Here is a 14,954-nt window from a genome sequence, read left to right as displayed (position 1 = left end):
TATACGGGCCGCTCCCGCGATTCGCGGGGCCTCGCGAAAGCGAAGTGGACGCATAGCTCAGTTGGTAGAGCAGCTGACTCTTAATCAGCGGGTCCTAGGTTCGAGCCCTAGTGCGTCCACCACTTTCTCCCCTCCCCGAATTGCTCTGGACATCGCCCCGTCGCGACAGCGCGGGCGTGCTTTTGATTGCGGAGAAGGCAGGGTCGATGACCTACGCAGGATCATTCCGGACGCTGACGGCGCCGGCCCATTCTGCCCCACCACAGCGAGGCATGGCCTGAACCTGTGAAACAGCCAGGCGCGTAGCTGAAAGATCAGGCCCCCTTGCCGGGTTCGAAGCTCACGTAGCATTTCGAACGCGCCAATTCGGGCGCGCAAACGAAACCGGCGGACCGAAGCCCGCCGCATCCCGATCGCGCAAAAGAAAAGGCGGGCAAAAGCCCGCCTTCCCTAATTCGATGTAGCTGAAATCAGCTGACCGGCGTCGTGTCCGGAATATCGTCGTCATCGCCGAGAGCGAAGGCAGCAACGCCGCCCAGGATCACGATGAGGAGGATGATACCGAAGGTGCCGAAATCGCCGAAGAATTCTTCGTTCTCAGCAACGTTCGAAGCGGTACGCGCGTCGACAGTGGCAGCCTGCGCGGTGGTCCCGAGCAGAGTACCAACGACGGCGAGACCTGTCAGAGTCTTGCGAATGATCATGTTATGCCCTTCCTAAAATTCACTTAGCCCAATAACAGGCTGCAATGTCACGTCAAGCTTTCGCCCGATTTTTCTTCCATGTCCCGAACGGTTCATCCACCGCGCCGTTCCAAGAAAATTACTCAATCTCTTCAATCTTTTCTCGCCATGCAGCATGCGCTGATAATTGCCAAGGGTTAATTCCACGTATGCGTGCCAAAAATCGCCCATTGATCGCGCATTTCGCGCTGCTCGTCGCAGCCTTTGGGCAGCTCCAGCCGGCATCGGCATCTGCCGCTGTCTCGGCCGAGGCGATAGCGGCTGATCCGTTGCAGGCTGCGGACCGCAAGCTTGCCTCCGTGACCTTGCCGCTCCTCCGCCAGAATGCGCGCCTTTGCCGCATATTCGCGCCGGCGACCGGCCTGGTACTCCATAGCCGCGACCAATACACCAACCCGACGTTCGAAAGGTTTCACGGGGATTCGGTCCTAGCAATTGCCGCAGTGGCGCCGGGAAGTCCGGCCGAGGCTGCGGGGCTGCGCACTGGCATGTCGGTCCTTTCGATTGGTGACACCGGGCCTGAGCAATGGCGGGACGCCAATGTCACGCCCCTGCGTGATGCAGCCTATGCGAGTCTGTTTGCCCAGAGCCGGGATTCGCTGCTCGTAGTATCTGACGGCGCAGCAGCACGAACCGTCCAGCTGCGCGCACCACTTGGCTGCCGCGCGCTGGTCGAGGTGACCACCGAAAGCGGGCTCGCGGCCCGGGCCGATGGCCGTGTGATCCAGGTCAGCTACGGGCTTGTGTCTGGCGCAACTGAGGCGGAACTGGCCGTCATCGTGGCGCACGAGCTGGCACACCAGATTCTCGAGCACCGGCGAAGGCTGGACCTTGCGGGTGTGAGAAAGGGCTTCTTTGGCCAGTTCGGGGGCAACCTCGCCGCGAATCGCATGGCGGAGGAGGAGGCAGACCGCCTTAGTGTGCACCTGCTGGCCAACGCCGGCTTCGACCCGGACATCGCACCGCGGTTCTGGCGGACGGGGATGGGTGTGTCGCTTGGCAGCGGCCTGTTCCGTAACCGTGCCTATCGCTCGCCGGACGACCGTGCGGCCTTCCTGGACCGCGAGATCGACAGGTACCTGGGGAACGGCGCAGGGCCGACATATCCGGGCCACCTGCTGATCCGCCGCGACGGTCCGATCATCTATTAGGAGGCTGGGTCCGCGCTGGCAGGGTCAATGAATTCACGATCGTAATAGGTCAGCGGCGCGCTGTTCCGGCGGTGCGCGGCGTGGACCAGCTCTCCGATGAAGATCGTGTGGGTACCGAATTCATGGCGGTCGACTGTCCGGCAGACAAAGGTCGACTGCGCATCCTGCAGCACGGGCGCGCCGGCAACGTCCTGCCAGTCACCTAGGGAAAACCGGTCTTCACCGCGGGCATCAACGAACAGCTGCGCCAGCTCCTTGTTCTCGAGCCCGAGCACGTTGACGGCAAAGATCTCCGCCGTTGCCAGCGGCTGGTGGAGCGAGGCCGAGCGATTGATACAGACCAACAGTGAGGGCGGGTCGAAGCTGAGCGAGCTGACGGCCGTGGCCAATATGCCGTGCCGGTCCCCGTCCCGGCCCGCCGTGATGGCATGGACGGTTGCGGTGACGTGACGCATCGCATCGCCGAAGACGGCGCGGATCTGATCGACGGTCTGCTTCGTATCGCTCACCCGGCTTCATTGGGGACACGTCCGGCGCTTGGCAACCTGATTTTCCCACAACCACCCCTTGCACTCACATTTCAATGTGAATACGGAGGTCAAATGGATGTGATCGAACGTGTTCGCGCCCTTGTGGCGGAAGAAACCATGTCGCGTGCCGGGCTTGCCCGCGCTGCGGGACTTCATGCCAACACCCTGCGCGACTGTACGGAGCCGAACTGGAACCCGACCAGCGAGACGCTGGCGAAGCTGCGCGCTTTCATCGAGGAGAACGATGATTCCCCCGTCCTTGTGGGGATCGAGGAAATCATCAACGAGGCCCGCAATGGCCGCATGTATATCCTTGTCGATGACGAGGACCGCGAGAATGAGGGTGACCTTATCATCCCGGCACAGATGGCGACCCCCGATGCCATCAACTTCATGGCGACCCACGGTCGCGGGCTGATCTGCCTGTCGCTGGACAGGAAGCGTGTCGAAACCCTTGGCCTTGAGCCGATGAGCCGCGACAATCGCGAACAGCACCAGACGGCCTTCACCATTTCCATCGAGGCGCGCGAGGGCGTCACCACCGGTATCAGCGCGGCAGACCGCGCGCGGACCGTTTCCGTTGCCATCGACGCATCCAAGGGACCGGGCGACATCGTCACGCCGGGCCACGTCTTCCCCCTCGCGGCGCGCGATGGCGGAACACTCGTCCGGGCCGGACATACCGAGGCGGCGGTCGATATCTCGCGCCTTGCCGGCCTCAATCCCTCCGGCGTGATTTGCGAGATCATGAACGAGGACGGCAGCATGGCACGGCTGGACGATTGCGTGCGCTTCGCCCGCCGGCACGGCCTGAAGATCGGGACGATTCGCGACTTGATCGCCTATCGCATGCGCAACGATCACCTGGTCGAGCTGGTCAGCGAGAGCGCGCTGGTCAGCGATTACGGCGGCGATTGGCGCGCGATGACTTATCGCAGCAAGGTGAGCGGCGCGACGCATGTGGTCCTGCAGAAGGGGCACGTGATTCCCGGCGAGCCTACGCTCGTGCGGATGCATGCCATCAGCATCTTCGACGATGTGCTGGGCCAGACCGGGCCACGCAAGCGCACCTTGCAGCGCGCCATGGCTGCGATTGGCGAGAAGGGGAATGGCGTGATCGTGCTGATCATGCCCGCCCGTCCCGAAGCCCTGCAGGCGGAGATCGGGCGCCATGCGGACCATGCCAGCGAGCTGCGCGATTACGGTATCGGCGCGCAGATCCTGGTCGATCGCGGCGTCACCGAGATGATGTTGCTGAGCGATTCGGAAAAGACCGTGGTGGGCCTGGAGGGCTTCGGCCTTTCCGTGGTCGGCCAGCAAGCCATCCCCGACTGAAGCGAACGATAAAGGAAACGCACATGGCAAAGTTCCTGCTGGTGGAAGCGCGCTTCTACGACCATCTCAACGACATGCTGATTGCAGGCGCCCGCGGCGCGCTGGAAGCTGCCGGTCACGAGGCCGAGGTGCTGACGGTACCCGGCGCGCTGGAAGTGCCCGGTGCCATCGCTATGGCTGCCGAAAGCGGACAATACGACGGCTTCGTGGCGCTGGGCGTGGTAATCCGCGGCGAGACCTATCACTTCGAAATCGTCGCTGGCGAAAGCGCGCGCGGTATCCTGGCGCTCACGATGGACGGGATCGCCATCGGCAATGGCATCCTGACAACGGAGAACGAGGCGCAGGCAATCTACCGTGCCGACCCCGCCCAGGCGAACAAGGGCGCAGGCGCAGCCGAAGCGGCCATGGCCCTGTTGAAGCTACAACAGAAATTCGGCTGAGCATTCTGGCGGAGGCAGGTCTCCGCCTGCGCTCCGCCAGCTTTGCAAGAGGCCATTAGCTAGAGAGGCGGCCGAAGCACCCCTCGCCCGCATAGGCGGCATTCATGCCCAGCTCTTCCTCAATCCGGATGAGCTGGTTGTATTTAGCCAGGCGATCGGAGCGGGCGAGCGAGCCGGTCTTGATCTGGCCGCAGTTCGTGGCGACGGCGAGGTCCGCGATTGTCGCGTCTTCCGTCTCGCCGCTGCGATGGCTCATGACGGCCGTGTAACCCGCGCGCTGGGCGATGCTGACGGCTTCAAGCGTCTCGGTCAGCGTGCCGATCTGGTTGACCTTCACCAGCAGGGAATTGGCCAGGCCCTTGCCGATGCCCATGCGCAGCCGCTCCGGATTGGTGACGAACAGATCGTCCCCAACCAGCTGCACCTTGTCGCCCACCATGTCGGTCAGCGCGCGCCAGCCATCGAAATCGTCTTCGTGCATGCCGTCTTCGATGGAGCGGATCGGGTAATCTTCGCACAGCTTGGCGAGGTAGGCTGCGTTCTCGTCCGACGAGAGCGAGGCGCCCTCGCCCTTCATCTCGTATTTGCCATCGACATAATATTCGGTCGCGGCGCAATCGAGCGCGAGGCACACGTCGCTCCCGGTCTTGAACCCAGCCTCCGCAACAGACTCCATGATGAAATCAAGCGCGGCCCGGGTGCTCGCGAGGTCCGGTGCGAAGCCGCCCTCGTCGCCCACGGCAGTGGCAAGTCCCTTGGCCGACAGCTTCTTCTTCAGCGTGTGGAAAATCTCGGAGCCCCAGCGCACCGCTTCCGCGATGGAGCCTGCGCCCACGGGCATGACCATGAATTCCTGCACGTCGATGGGATTGTCCGCATGCTCCCCGCCATTGATGATGTTCATCATCGGCACCGGCAGGACGTGGGCGGAGACACCGCCGACGTAGGAATAAAGCGGTAGGCCCCGCGCATTCGCTGCGGCCTTGGCCACCGCCATGCTGATCCCCAGGATCGCGTTCGCCCCGTGCACGGCCTTGTTGGCGCTGCCATCGGCGTCGATCATCGCCATGTCGATATCGCGCTGGTCTTCTGCATCGAGGCCCAGCAATGCATCGGAAAGCGCGCCATTCACGGCATCGACGGCCTTCGTGACGCCCTTGCCAATATAGCGGGAGCTATCGCCGTCGCGCAGTTCCACCGCCTCATGCGCACCGGTGCTGGCGCCGCTGGGAACCGCGGCACGCCCGAAGCTGCCATCTTCCAGCAACACGTCCACTTCCACCGTCGGGTTGCCGCGGCTGTCGAGGATTTCGCGGCCGTGAATGTCGATGATCGCGGTCATGGTAACTCCGGTGTTGTATGTGGCTAACACACTCCCCATATGAGGGAAGTTCGCGCGCTGCCTATCCATCGGAACAAGCGGAGGCAAGCCGCGTTGGAACAGTGAGAGCGCAGGGGTGTGAACCGCTGCGGGAGGATTCGCATTTACTGCAATCGCATTTGAAGAGGGATTACACGACCATGGCACAGGCACCCGCCAAACCGACCAAAGCAAAGAAGACGACCAAGAAGGCATCGACCAAGGCGATGGAAGCCGAAGTGAGCGCGGCCACGGCCAGCAGCAACACTTCGGAAGCCAAGAGCCGCTTCAATGCCGCCTTGGAAGAGGCGAAAGCCGGCGCTGCTGCGCTGGGCAAGGAAGCCAAGACCCGCGCCGGTGAATACCGCACGCAGGCCAAGAGCAAGTCCGGCCAGGCGACGACCGATGCCAAGGTAAAGGCCCGCGACCTCGCCAATGAAGGCAAGGGCAAGGCCAGCGAAGCGCTCGGCGCGCTGGGCCGCACCGTTGGCGATACCGCTACCGACATCGATGAGAAGCTGGGCGCCAAATATGGCGATTACGCCCGCTCCGCATCGCGCAGCCTGCAGGAAGCCGGTGCGAAGCTGGATACCAAGTCGGTCGACGAGATTGTCGAAGACAGCCGCGAATTCGTGCGCAAGAGCCCCGGCACCGCCGTCGGCATTGCAGCCGTAGTCGGCTTCTTCTTCGCCCGCCTCTTCCGCCGCTAAGGGTGAAAGCGCCCCACGATAATGCCGCTGTCGACCCGGTCGACGGCGGCAACGGCTTGCCGGATGAAGGGCTCGCGCCGCGCGGCGTGCATCCCGACCGGTATGCCACGCCGGAAGGGCAGGACCCGCCCGATGACTACGCCGACCGTTCACTATTCGAGGACGTCGAAGCCCTCTTCATAGATGGCAAGACGTATCTTGGCGCGGAGATCGCGTTCCAGAAAAGCCGCGCCGCCTATGCCGCGCAGTGCACCAAGCGCGGCGTAGCTTACGGCGTCATTGGCGCAGTGGTCGCCTTCCTTGCGCTGATCGGTTTGACGGTCGGGCTGATCCTTGGATTGAGCCCGCTGATTACCGCATGGGGCGCAACGGCGGTTGTCGTTGGCCTGTGGCTGATCGTGGCCCTGATTGCGTTTCGCGCAGCTGCGAAGAATTTCGGTGCGCTGGGTGAGGCATTCAGCGACGATGCGGGAGAGACGGAATGAGCCAGGCCCGCGAACATATGCTGGCGGACCGCGACATGCGCAACGCTGCGCGCCGCCTCTTCCAGACCGACCTGGAGTTCATCAAGACCGACCTCGCCGCTCGCGGCGTTGGCGGGCGGATTGCCGACAGGATCGGAGATAGCACGATGGACTTGGTGGACGACGCCGTCGATTATGCTGCCGATAACAAGGGGATGGTGACCACATTCCTCGCCGGTATCGCACTCTGGTTTGCCCGCAAGCCACTGCTCGCCGGACTGGAGCGACTGCTGGACGAAGATTCCGGCGATGACGCGGAACAGAGCGGCGATACCGACCATTACGAACACGACTGACAAATTCCGTACGGAGATACGATATGAGCGATGCAAAACGCCAGGAACTGAAGGAAAAGATCGACGCCGCCGAGGCCCGCAATGACGCGCGCCGCGGCGACAGCTTTCTCGACCAGGCCGGTGAGAAAGCCATCGAGGCGAAGGACAAGTTCACCGAGTTTGCCAAGGAACACCCGGTGGCGACAGTCGCAGGCGGCATTGCCGTGGGCGTGCTGATCGCAGGCATGTTCCGCGGCCCCCGCCGCGCGGCCATGCGTGCCGGCACGAAGACCGCTGGCCTCGCGGCCATCGGCGCGGAACTGGCCATGGCCTACGCCGCACGCGCTCTCGACAGTGCGCAGGATGCAGGCCGCCATGGTGCGGACAAGCTGAGCGACTTCGGCGATGCCCTGGGCGACACCGCCCGCGGCCTGAAGCGCGAAGCCTCCTACCTCGCCAGTAGCAAGGGCGACAGCGCCCGCATTGCTGCGCGCAAGGCTGGCAAGACGGTTCGCCGGACGGTTCGCAACCGCATCCACTGAGCCATCTGAGCGAAAGGCGGCTTCGCTGAGGGCGGGCCACTTGCGACGAATGAACAATCCCGTATGGACTGCGTGAGTATTTCACGCATTCCAACGGGATTTTTCATGGCTGAGAAGCAACTCCTCCACCTCGTCCTCGGCGGCAAGGTCACCGATCCGCGCGGCGTCAATTTCCAGAACCTGGCAAATGTCGACCTGGTCGGCGTCTACGCAAGCTATGCGGAGGCTGAGGAAGTCTGGCGCGGCAAGGCCCAGCGCACCGTGGACGATGCAGAGATGAAATACGTCATCGTGCACCTCCACCGCCTGCTGGAGCCGCATCTGACAGATGAAGAATTGGAACAGGGCGGCGAGTAAGCCCGCTTTGCCCGGTCAGGGTGTTTAGACGAACTTGACCTTGTCGATCAGGTAGAACCGGTCACCACTGGGCACGGTCACTTCGACCTCATCGCCAACGCTCTTGCCGATCAAGGCGCGAGCGAGCGGCGAATCGTAGGAAATCCGGCCCTGCTTGGCGTCCGCTTCGGGCTGGCCGACGATCTGGTAAGTGAGCGGCTTGTCCTCATCGTCCAGCACGGTCACGGTGGCGCCGAATACGACGCGGTCGCCCGAAAGCGTGGTGGGATCGATGATCTGCGCGCGGCTCGTCTTGTCTTCCAGATCGGCAATCTGCGCCTCGACCTGGCCCTGCCGTTCCTTGGCAGCATGGTATTCCGCGTTTTCGGAAAGGTCGCCATGCGCGCGCGCTTCCTCGATCGCGTCAACGATCTGCGGACGCTCGGCCCGCAGCGCCTTCAGTTCGGTGGTCAGCTTCTCATAGCCTTCCGCCAGCATCGGCACCTTCTGCATCGTAATCCCTGCCTCTTTATCCCTGGTCTGCCCCGAAAATTGCGTCAAAAGGCCACCTCCACCCCGCAAGGGATGACTGGCTGGCCCGCAATTCTTGGGGGAAACGCGTTATTCTTCGCTAGCTGTAATAGTCCTGCATGCTGCGGACTTCAAGATTGCTCGCATCCACGGTGGTTATGGCCAGGGCTGCTGCGGCCGAGGCGGCAGCCGTCGTGTAATACGGAACCTTGGCAGAAAGCGCGCCGGCACGGATGGACTGGCTGTCCTTGTGGCTCTGCCAGCCCTCGGTGGTGTTGAAGATCAACGCGATCTTTCCGTCAACGATGCTGTCCACGATGTGCGGGCGCCCTTCGGCCACCTTGTTGACCTTCTCCACCGGCAGGCCCGCTTCGGCCAGGAAGGACTGCGTGCCGCCTGTCGCCACTACGTTGAAGCCCGCCGCGATCAGATCCTTCACCGGCTGCACGATACCGGCCTTGTCGCTGTCCTTCACCGAAACGAACAGCGTGCCCGACGTCGGCAGCTTCGTGCCTTCGGCCAGCTGGCTCTTGGTGTAAGCGGTGGCGAAATCGCGGTCGATGCCCATCACCTCGCCAGTGGACTTCATTTCCGGCGTGAGAACCGGATCGCTGCCGGGGAAGCGCGCGAAGGGAAACACTGCTTCCTTCACCGCCATGTAATCCATCTCGCGGCGGATCTTCGGCAAATCGGCCAGCTTTTCACCCGCCATTATGCGGCTGGCAAACTTGGCGATGGGTTGCCCGATGGCCTTGGCGACGAAAGGCACGGTGCGGCTGGCGCGCGGGTTCACCTCGATCAGGTAAACCTCGCCGTCCTTCACCGCGAACTGCACGTTCATCAGGCCCACGACATTCAGCGCCATGGCCAGCGCCTCGCCCTGCCGCTCCATTTCCGCGACGATTTCGTCTGGCAGGGAATAGGGCGGCAGCGTGCAGGCGGAATCGCCGGAGTGCACACCGGCCTCCTCGATATGCTGCATTACGCCCGCGACCACGACCTGCTCGCCATCGCACAGCACGTCCACGTCGCATTCCACGGCGTCGCGCAGGTACTGGTCCACCAGCACGGGGCTGTCGCCCGACACGTCCACCGCCGTGGCGATGTAGTTTTCCAGCTGCGCGTCGCTGTCGACGATCTCCATGGCGCGGCCGCCCAGCACGTAGCTGGGGCGCAGCAGCACCGGGTATCCGATGCGGTGAGCCACGGCGAGCGCCTCTTCGTGGCTGTAAGCGATGCCGTTGTCGGGCTGCTTCAGGTCCAGCTTGTGGACGAGCTTCGCGAAGCGTTCGCGGTCTTCCGCCAGGTCGATGGCATCGGGACTGGTGCCGAGGATGGGGATACCCGCCTCCTCTAGCGCGCCCGCCAGTTTCAGCGGGGTTTGCCCGCCGAACTGGACGATCACGCCCACCAGCTCGCCGCGCTCATGCTCGACGCGCAGGATTTCCAGCACGTCCTCGGCCGTCAGCGGCTCGAAATACAGGCGGTCGGAGGTATCGTAATCGGTGGAAACGGTCTCCGGATTGCAATTGACCATGATGGTCTCGAACCCGGCCTCGGACAGCGCGAAGCACGCGTGGACGCAGCAGTAATCGAACTCGATACCCTGCCCGATGCGGTTCGGCCCGCCGCCCAGGATCACGATCTTGCGGCGGTCGGAGACATCGGCCTCGTTCTCCGGCTCCCCGAAGCTTCGTGCCTCGTAAGTCGAGTACATGTAAGGCGTGATGGCCTCGAACTCGGCCGCGCAGCTGTCGATCCGCTTGAACACGGGCAGCACGCCCAGCTTCTGTCGCAGCTTGCGCACCTCGTCCTCGCTGGTGGCACCGGCCATGGCGCGCAGGGCATCGTGCAGCAGGCCGCTGCGCTTCGCCTGCGTTTCGCCCAGCCCGCCGGCCACGCCCACGCTGCGCACCGCCAGCGTGGCCAGGCGCTTGTCCGAAAAGCCCATGGCCTTCAGCCGGCGCAAGCCCGCTGCATCGCCCGGCAGGCCGTTCTGGCCGATCATCTGCTCTTCATAGACGATTTCGTGGATGTGCCGCAGGAACCACGGATCGTAGAAGGTGATGGCCTGCACCTCCTCCACGGTGAAGCCTTCGCGGAAGGCCTGCGCGATCTTCAGGATGCGGTCCGGCGTCGCCTTGGAAAGCGCCGCAGTCACGATGTCGCGGCTGACGCCCTCAAGCTCGGTCACGCGGTTGAACCCGTCGAGGTCCGTTTCCAGGCCGCGCAGGGCCTTCTGCATGGATTCCTTGAAGTTGCGGCCGATCGCCATGACCTCGCCGACGGATTTCATTGCGGTCGAGAGCGTATTCTCCGCGCCCTTGAACTTCTCGAAGGCGAAGCGCGGGATCTTGGTCACGACATAGTCGATCGTCGGTTCGAAACTGGCGGGCGTGGCGCCGGTAATCTCGTTCGTGATCTCGTCCAGCGTGTAGCCCACGGCCAGCTTCGCCGCGACGCGCGCGATGGGAAAGCCGGTGGCCTTGGATGCCAGCGCCGAGGACCGCGAGACGCGCGGGTTCATCTCGATCACGATCAGGCGGCCATCCTTGGGGTTGACTGCGAACTGCACGTTCGAACCCCCTGTTTCCACGCCGATTTCCCGCAGCACATTGATGCTGGCGGTACGCATGATCTGGTATTCCTTATCCGTCAGCGTCAGCGCGGGCGCGACGGTGATGGAATCGCCTGTATGCACGCCCATCGGATCGACATTCTCGATGGCGCAGATGATGATCGCATTGTCCGCCTTGTCGCGGACGACCTCCATCTCGTATTCCTTCCAGCCAAGCAGGCTTTCCTCGATCAGGACTTCCGTGGTGGGGCTGGCATCGAGGCCGGAGCGCACGATGCTCTCGAACTCGCTGCGATTATAGGCGACGCCGCCGCCCGTGCCGCCGAGCGTAAAGCTAGGGCGGATGATGGAGGGCAGGCCCGTCCGCTCGAGAATCTCGAAAGCCTCGTCCACCGTATGCGCCACGCCGCTGCGCGCGCTTTCCAGCCCGATCTTGTCCATCGCCTCGCGGAAACGCTGGCGGTTCTCGGCCTTGTCGATGGCATCGGCCTTCGCGCCGATCATCTCCACGCCGAACTTTTCGAGCACACCCTGCTCTTCCAGCTTCAGCGCGCAATTGAGCGCCGTCTGCCCGCCCATCGTGGGCAGCAACGCGTCCGGCCGCTCTTTCTCGATGATCTTGGCGACGATCTCCGGCGTGATCGGCTCAATATAAGTCGCGTCGGCGAATTCCGGGTCCGTCATGATGGTGGCGGGGTTGGAATTGACCAGGACGACGCGGTAGCCATCCTCCTTCAACGCCTTGATCGCCTGCGTGCCGGAATAGTCGAACTCGCACGCCTGCCCGATGATGATCGGACCAGCACCAATGACGAGGATGGAGGAGATGTCAGTGCGTTTGGGCATTATACCTGTCCGATTTCAACAGTCGCGCGCGTGATGGGCAACAAGGCAATGGAGTCACTGCTACAATGAGATTTCAATCGGCCGTTGAAGGCGCGAGTGGGCTGTTTTTGATCCGCAGAATTGACCAAAACTGGACCATCTACCGTCCTACGAAAAAGCACCCAGTGCTCTCGACCATCGCGGCCTCCGATAATCGCGCCGCCGCTATCTAAAACTTGGTGGTGATTTTGGTAGGCGTCATCTTCTTCGCGCCATTCAATTTCTTCAAAATGATAAGCCCGGTATGGCATGCGAAACCGTGCAAACACGCGGTTCGCTATTCTTTGTAATTCGTCGGAGCAAAACCCCCCAGTGATCTTTTCTGGAGTAAGTGCGCCCTCTGACTGCGCCGCTTCCAACACAATTTTCATAGCGCCTTCAGGTGTTTCCGAGCGCCAATCGCTGAGAGATTTGAGAAAGTTCAATATGGAATACAAGCCGCAGAGCCCATCGGCGTTTCCTTGCTGAAAAGCACTCACCCCAACATCCCCACGAACTTCTCGAAGAGGTAGAAGCTGTCCTGCGGGCCCGGGCTCGCCTCGGGGTGGTACTGCACGCCGAATGCCTTCTTGCCGCTAATGCTGATCCCGCAGTTCGATCCGTCGAACAGCGAGACATGCGTCTGTTCCACATTGTCCGGCAGCGTGTCCGCATCGACGGCGAAGCCGTGGTTCATGCTGGTGATTTCCACCAGGCCCTGCGTCTCGCCCCAGGCCTCGCCCACGCGCTGGACCGGGTGGTTGGCGCCGCGGTGGCCCTGGTGCATCTTGGTCGTCTTCGCGCCCGCCGCCAGGGCGAGGAGTTGGTGGCCCAGGCAGATGCCGAAGATGGGGGTGTCCCGGTCGAGCAGCGCGCGGATGGTCGGCACGGCATATTCGCCCGTCGCCGCCGGATCGCCCGGTCCGTTGGAGAGGAATACGCCGTCCGGCCCCAGCGCCAGGATATCCTCCAGCGGCGTGCGCGCCGGCACAACCGTCACCCGCGCCCCGGCCTTCACCAGATTGCGGAAGATGTTGTCCTTGCTGCCATAATCGATGGCCACGACGTGGGGCTTCGCATCACGCGGTGCGCGGCCATAGCCCGTGCCGAGCTTCCACGGCCCGCCTTCCCAGCCCTCGTGCTTCTCGCGAGAAACGCGCTGGGCGAGGTCCATGCCTTCCAGCCCCGGCCATTCGATGGCGCGCTGCAGCAGCGCATCCACGTCGAAATTGCCCTTCGGATCGTGCGCGATCACGGCGTTGGGCGCGCCCTGGGTGCGGATGCGGCGGGTGAGCGCGCGGGTGTCCACACCGGAAATGCCGATCTTGCCGTTGTCCGCCATCCACTCGGCGAATTCTCGGTTGCTACGGAAATTGCTGCGCTCCGTCACATCCTCGCGCACCACGCAGCCGACAGCGCCCTCGACGCGGCTTTCCACGTCTTCGTCATTCGTGCCGACATTGCCGATATGCGGGAAGGTAAAGGTGACGATCTGCGCGGCGTAGGAGGGATCGGTCATCACCTCCTGGTATCCCGTCATCGCTGTGTTGAAGCAGACCTCTCCCACCGCCGCTCCGGTCGCGCCGAAGCCCTTGCCCCAGACCACCGTTCCATCGGCAAAAACGATCACTCCCGTCGCATCCTTGGGTTGCGCGCGTGAAGATGCGGGGTCGGCCATGAGGGGCGCTCCGAGTCAGGGGTTTCCGGCGATGTTGCTAAGGGGTGGCGGGTAGGTTGCAGCGGCCCTTACGTCAAGCTGGCATGGGGCGGAACATTCGCCTATCCGGCGCGCTGAGACTGCAAAGCGCCATTTCATCCACAGGAAAGACGAAACATGCTCCGCGAGAACATCCAGGCCGCCACCACCCAGGCAATGCGCGACCGCGACAAGGAGCGGACAGCAACGCTGCGCATGGTGATGGCCAAGATCAAGGATCGCGACATCGAACTGCGCACCGCCAAGAGCGTGCCGCAGGACGATGACCTTGTCTCCGACGTCTTGCTGAAGATGGCAAAGCAGCGGCGCGAGTCCATCGAGATGTATGAGCAAGGCGGCCGCACCGAACTTGCGGAGAAGGAGCAGGCGGAGCTTGCGGTAATCGAGGAATTCCTGCCACGCCAGATGGACGAGGGCGAGACGAAAGCCGCCATCGCGCAGGTAAAGACCGATGTCGGCGCCGAAGGCATGAAGGACATGGGCAAGGTGATGGCCGAACTGAAGGCCCGCCACGGCGCCACGCTGGACATGACCCGCACGAGCGGCTGGGTGAGGGACGCCCTTTCGTGATCCGCGCCCTGCCCCTTCTCGCGCTGTCTGCCGCGCTGGTAGCCTGCGGATCGGCTGAGCCGGAGCCTGCTCCGACGCCCACCATGACGGCAGACACCGGCCCGAAGACGCTGGTCGCAGCGAACCTCTCCGACATCCCGCTCGGCCCGAAGATCGAAGGACCCCAGGGGCCCGAGCCACAGTCCGAAATCATGGCCGATGATGGCACGATGCTCGGCACGATCACCAGCTATGTCGCCTGCCCCGCGCCGACGACCGAGGATGGCGATCCGATCCCGCCCACGTTCAATTCTGTCTGCGATCCCAAGGCGCAGCCCGAAGGCACCGTCTACACTTTCGTCCACCGCATCGCCCTCTCGGAAGGCCTAGCCAGCGAGATGGGCGAGCCGGGCGCACCGGGCACTTACGTGTTCCGCATGCTGCGCCCCGCCCACGGCTTCAACAATGTCGTCGGCTTCGACGCGGCGCAGGCGCAGGCGGCGCTGGGTGAAGCGGGCGAAATCAAGGTGCAGGTCGAGGACGATTCGCTCGTCTGGCGTGTGGTTGCGGGCGACGGCTGGACGGCTGGCGAGACGCTGACTTTGTTCTGGCAGGCAACTCTGCCCCCGGCGGGCCCGGCAGATGCGTACCAGCTGCGCATCGGCGACCATACGGCGGGCGTTACCGCGCCCTTCCCCGGTGAGCCGGAAAAACCGGCAAGCGAGGCTGCCGCCAACTAGCCGAATCCGCCATGCCGCATTAGGGT

The 14,954-nt window shown here is 63.3% G+C and carries 18 protein-coding genes and 1 tRNA gene; 11 read left to right on the top strand and 8 right to left on the bottom strand.

Annotated features, from left to right (window positions below):
- Positions 1 to 46: 46 nt before the first annotated feature.
- A tRNA-Lys gene (locus A6F65_RS08075) sits at positions 47 to 122 on the top strand.
- A gap of 348 nt (positions 123 to 470) precedes the next feature.
- Here the strand turns inward: A6F65_RS08075 and A6F65_RS08070 are convergent.
- Together A6F65_RS08070 and A6F65_RS12895 are read right to left on the bottom strand one after the other, a co-directional pair.
- Positions 471 to 704, bottom strand: a complete 234-nt coding sequence (locus A6F65_RS08070; protein ID WP_067787604.1) for a hypothetical protein — start codon at positions 702 to 704, stop codon at positions 471 to 473.
- Positions 705 to 880: 176 nt separating this feature from the next.
- On the bottom strand, positions 881 to 1,159 hold the full coding sequence (locus A6F65_RS12895; RefSeq protein ID WP_157093097.1) for a hypothetical protein: 279 nt from the start codon (positions 1,157 to 1,159) through the stop codon (positions 881 to 883).
- Between the two features lie 72 nt (positions 1,160 to 1,231).
- Here A6F65_RS12895 and A6F65_RS08065 point away from each other — a divergent pair, with 72 nt between their 5' ends.
- On the top strand, positions 1,232 to 1,894 hold the full coding sequence (locus A6F65_RS08065; RefSeq protein ID WP_157093096.1) for a M48 family metalloprotease: 663 nt from the start codon (positions 1,232 to 1,234) through the stop codon (positions 1,892 to 1,894).
- On the opposite strand, the gene A6F65_RS08060 is transcribed toward A6F65_RS08065, so the two are convergent.
- Positions 1,891 to 2,403, bottom strand: a complete 513-nt coding sequence (locus A6F65_RS08060) for a flavin reductase family protein (RefSeq protein WP_083989345.1) — start codon at positions 2,401 to 2,403, stop codon at positions 1,891 to 1,893. The genes A6F65_RS08065 and A6F65_RS08060 overlap by 4 nt on opposite strands.
- Before the next feature lie 93 nt (positions 2,404 to 2,496).
- Between A6F65_RS08060 and ribB the strand changes: the two genes are divergently transcribed.
- Positions 2,497 to 3,759, top strand: a complete 1,263-nt coding sequence (ribB, locus tag A6F65_RS08055) for a 3,4-dihydroxy-2-butanone-4-phosphate synthase (protein ID WP_067787596.1) — start codon at positions 2,497 to 2,499, stop codon at positions 3,757 to 3,759.
- A 23-nt stretch (positions 3,760 to 3,782) separates the two neighbouring features.
- The gene (gene ribH / locus A6F65_RS08050) at positions 3,783 to 4,202 is read left to right on the top strand and encodes a 6,7-dimethyl-8-ribityllumazine synthase (protein ID WP_067787592.1); all 420 of its coding nucleotides are present in this window, start codon (positions 3,783 to 3,785) and stop codon (positions 4,200 to 4,202) included.
- A 55-nt stretch (positions 4,203 to 4,257) separates the two neighbouring features.
- Here the strand turns inward: ribH and eno are convergent, their stop codons facing one another.
- Complete coding sequence (gene eno, locus A6F65_RS08045; RefSeq protein ID WP_067787590.1) at positions 4,258 to 5,544, bottom strand: phosphopyruvate hydratase; 1,287 nt, start codon at positions 5,542 to 5,544, stop codon at positions 4,258 to 4,260.
- Positions 5,545 to 5,723: 179 nt separating this feature from the next.
- On the opposite strand from eno, the gene A6F65_RS08040 reads away from it, so the two are divergent.
- The 5 genes from A6F65_RS08040 to A6F65_RS08020 all read left to right on the top strand — a co-directional run bounded on the left by A6F65_RS08040 (position 5,724) and on the right by A6F65_RS08020 (position 7,970).
- Entirely contained in the window at positions 5,724 to 6,272 is a 549-nt protein-coding gene (locus A6F65_RS08040; protein WP_237164792.1) for a hypothetical protein, read from the top strand.
- A gap of 2 nt (positions 6,273 to 6,274) precedes the next feature.
- Positions 6,275 to 6,757 (top strand): phage holin family protein, encoded by a 483-nt coding sequence (locus A6F65_RS08035; RefSeq protein WP_067787587.1) that lies wholly within the window; start codon positions 6,275 to 6,277, stop codon positions 6,755 to 6,757.
- Complete coding sequence (locus A6F65_RS08030; protein WP_067787585.1) at positions 6,754 to 7,092, top strand: hypothetical protein; 339 nt, start codon at positions 6,754 to 6,756, stop codon at positions 7,090 to 7,092. The genes A6F65_RS08035 and A6F65_RS08030 overlap by 4 nt, the downstream gene beginning before the upstream one ends.
- Positions 7,093 to 7,115: 23 nt before the next feature.
- On the top strand, positions 7,116 to 7,613 hold the full coding sequence (locus A6F65_RS08025; RefSeq protein ID WP_067787582.1) for a hypothetical protein: 498 nt from the start codon (positions 7,116 to 7,118) through the stop codon (positions 7,611 to 7,613).
- 105 nt (positions 7,614 to 7,718) lie between these two features.
- Positions 7,719 to 7,970 (top strand): DUF4170 domain-containing protein, encoded by a 252-nt coding sequence (locus A6F65_RS08020; protein ID WP_067787580.1) that lies wholly within the window; start codon positions 7,719 to 7,721, stop codon positions 7,968 to 7,970.
- Between the two features lie 24 nt (positions 7,971 to 7,994).
- Here A6F65_RS08020 and greA read toward each other — a convergent pair whose 3' ends face one another.
- The 4 genes from greA to carA form a co-directional block, all read right to left on the bottom strand.
- A complete protein-coding gene (gene greA / locus A6F65_RS08015) occupies positions 7,995 to 8,462 on the bottom strand; it encodes a transcription elongation factor GreA (RefSeq protein WP_067787577.1) in 468 nt (155 codons plus the stop codon).
- A 118-nt stretch (positions 8,463 to 8,580) separates the two neighbouring features.
- Positions 8,581 to 11,904 (bottom strand): carbamoyl-phosphate synthase large subunit, encoded by a 3,324-nt coding sequence (gene carB / locus A6F65_RS08010; protein WP_067787574.1) that lies wholly within the window; start codon positions 11,902 to 11,904, stop codon positions 8,581 to 8,583.
- Entirely contained in the window at positions 11,904 to 12,422 is a 519-nt protein-coding gene (locus A6F65_RS12890) for a hypothetical protein (protein ID WP_157093094.1), read from the bottom strand. Before A6F65_RS12890 ends, carB begins: the two co-directional genes overlap by 1 nt.
- Complete coding sequence (gene carA / locus A6F65_RS08005; protein ID WP_067787572.1) at positions 12,419 to 13,600, bottom strand: glutamine-hydrolyzing carbamoyl-phosphate synthase small subunit; 1,182 nt, start codon at positions 13,598 to 13,600, stop codon at positions 12,419 to 12,421. Before carA ends, A6F65_RS12890 begins: the two co-directional genes overlap by 4 nt.
- 156 nt (positions 13,601 to 13,756) lie before the next feature.
- Between carA and A6F65_RS08000 the strand changes: the two genes are divergently transcribed.
- Positions 13,757 to 14,209, top strand: coding sequence for a GatB/YqeY domain-containing protein (locus tag A6F65_RS08000; protein WP_067787570.1), 453 nt, complete (start codon positions 13,757 to 13,759; stop codon positions 14,207 to 14,209).
- Complete coding sequence (locus A6F65_RS07995; protein WP_083989342.1) at positions 14,206 to 14,928, top strand: hypothetical protein; 723 nt, start codon at positions 14,206 to 14,208, stop codon at positions 14,926 to 14,928. The genes A6F65_RS08000 and A6F65_RS07995 overlap by 4 nt, the downstream gene beginning before the upstream one ends.
- Positions 14,929 to 14,954: the final 26 nt, after the last annotated feature.

Source organism: Paraurantiacibacter namhicola (assembly GCF_001687545.1).
In the GTDB taxonomy this organism is placed as follows: Bacteria; Pseudomonadota; Alphaproteobacteria; order Sphingomonadales; family Sphingomonadaceae; genus Paraurantiacibacter; species Paraurantiacibacter namhicola.
Note: the sequence above shows the minus strand (reverse complement) of the source record. Positions and strands in the feature narration are given on the sequence as shown.

Excerpts from the sequence above, each read along its gene's own strand:
- A6F65_RS08065 (WP_157093096.1), top strand. The coding sequence starts at position 1,232 with ATGTCGGTCCTTTCGATTGGTGACACCGGGCCTGAGCAATGGCGGGAC.
- ribH (WP_067787592.1), top strand. The coding sequence starts at position 3,783 with ATGGCAAAGTTCCTGCTGGTGGAAGCGCGCTTCTACGACCATCTCAAC.
- A6F65_RS08040 (WP_237164792.1), top strand. The coding sequence starts at position 5,724 with ATGGCACAGGCACCCGCCAAACCGACCAAAGCAAAGAAGACGACCAAG.
- carA (WP_067787572.1), bottom strand. The coding sequence starts at position 13,600 with ATGGCCGACCCCGCATCTTCACGCGCGCAACCCAAGGATGCGACGGGA.
- A6F65_RS08070 (WP_067787604.1), bottom strand. The coding sequence starts at position 704 with ATGATCATTCGCAAGACTCTGACAGGTCTCGCCGTCGTTGGTACTCTG.
- carB (WP_067787574.1), bottom strand. The coding sequence starts at position 11,904 with ATGCCCAAACGCACTGACATCTCCTCCATCCTCGTCATTGGTGCTGGT.
- A6F65_RS08020 (WP_067787580.1), top strand. The coding sequence starts at position 7,719 with ATGGCTGAGAAGCAACTCCTCCACCTCGTCCTCGGCGGCAAGGTCACC.
- A6F65_RS08000 (WP_067787570.1), top strand. The coding sequence starts at position 13,757 with ATGCTCCGCGAGAACATCCAGGCCGCCACCACCCAGGCAATGCGCGAC.
- eno (WP_067787590.1), bottom strand. The coding sequence starts at position 5,544 with ATGACCGCGATCATCGACATTCACGGCCGCGAAATCCTCGACAGCCGC.
- greA (WP_067787577.1), bottom strand. The coding sequence starts at position 8,462 with ATGCAGAAGGTGCCGATGCTGGCGGAAGGCTATGAGAAGCTGACCACC.
- ribB (WP_067787596.1), top strand. The coding sequence starts at position 2,497 with ATGGATGTGATCGAACGTGTTCGCGCCCTTGTGGCGGAAGAAACCATG.
- A6F65_RS08025 (WP_067787582.1), top strand. The coding sequence starts at position 7,116 with ATGAGCGATGCAAAACGCCAGGAACTGAAGGAAAAGATCGACGCCGCC.
- A6F65_RS08030 (WP_067787585.1), top strand. The coding sequence starts at position 6,754 with ATGAGCCAGGCCCGCGAACATATGCTGGCGGACCGCGACATGCGCAAC.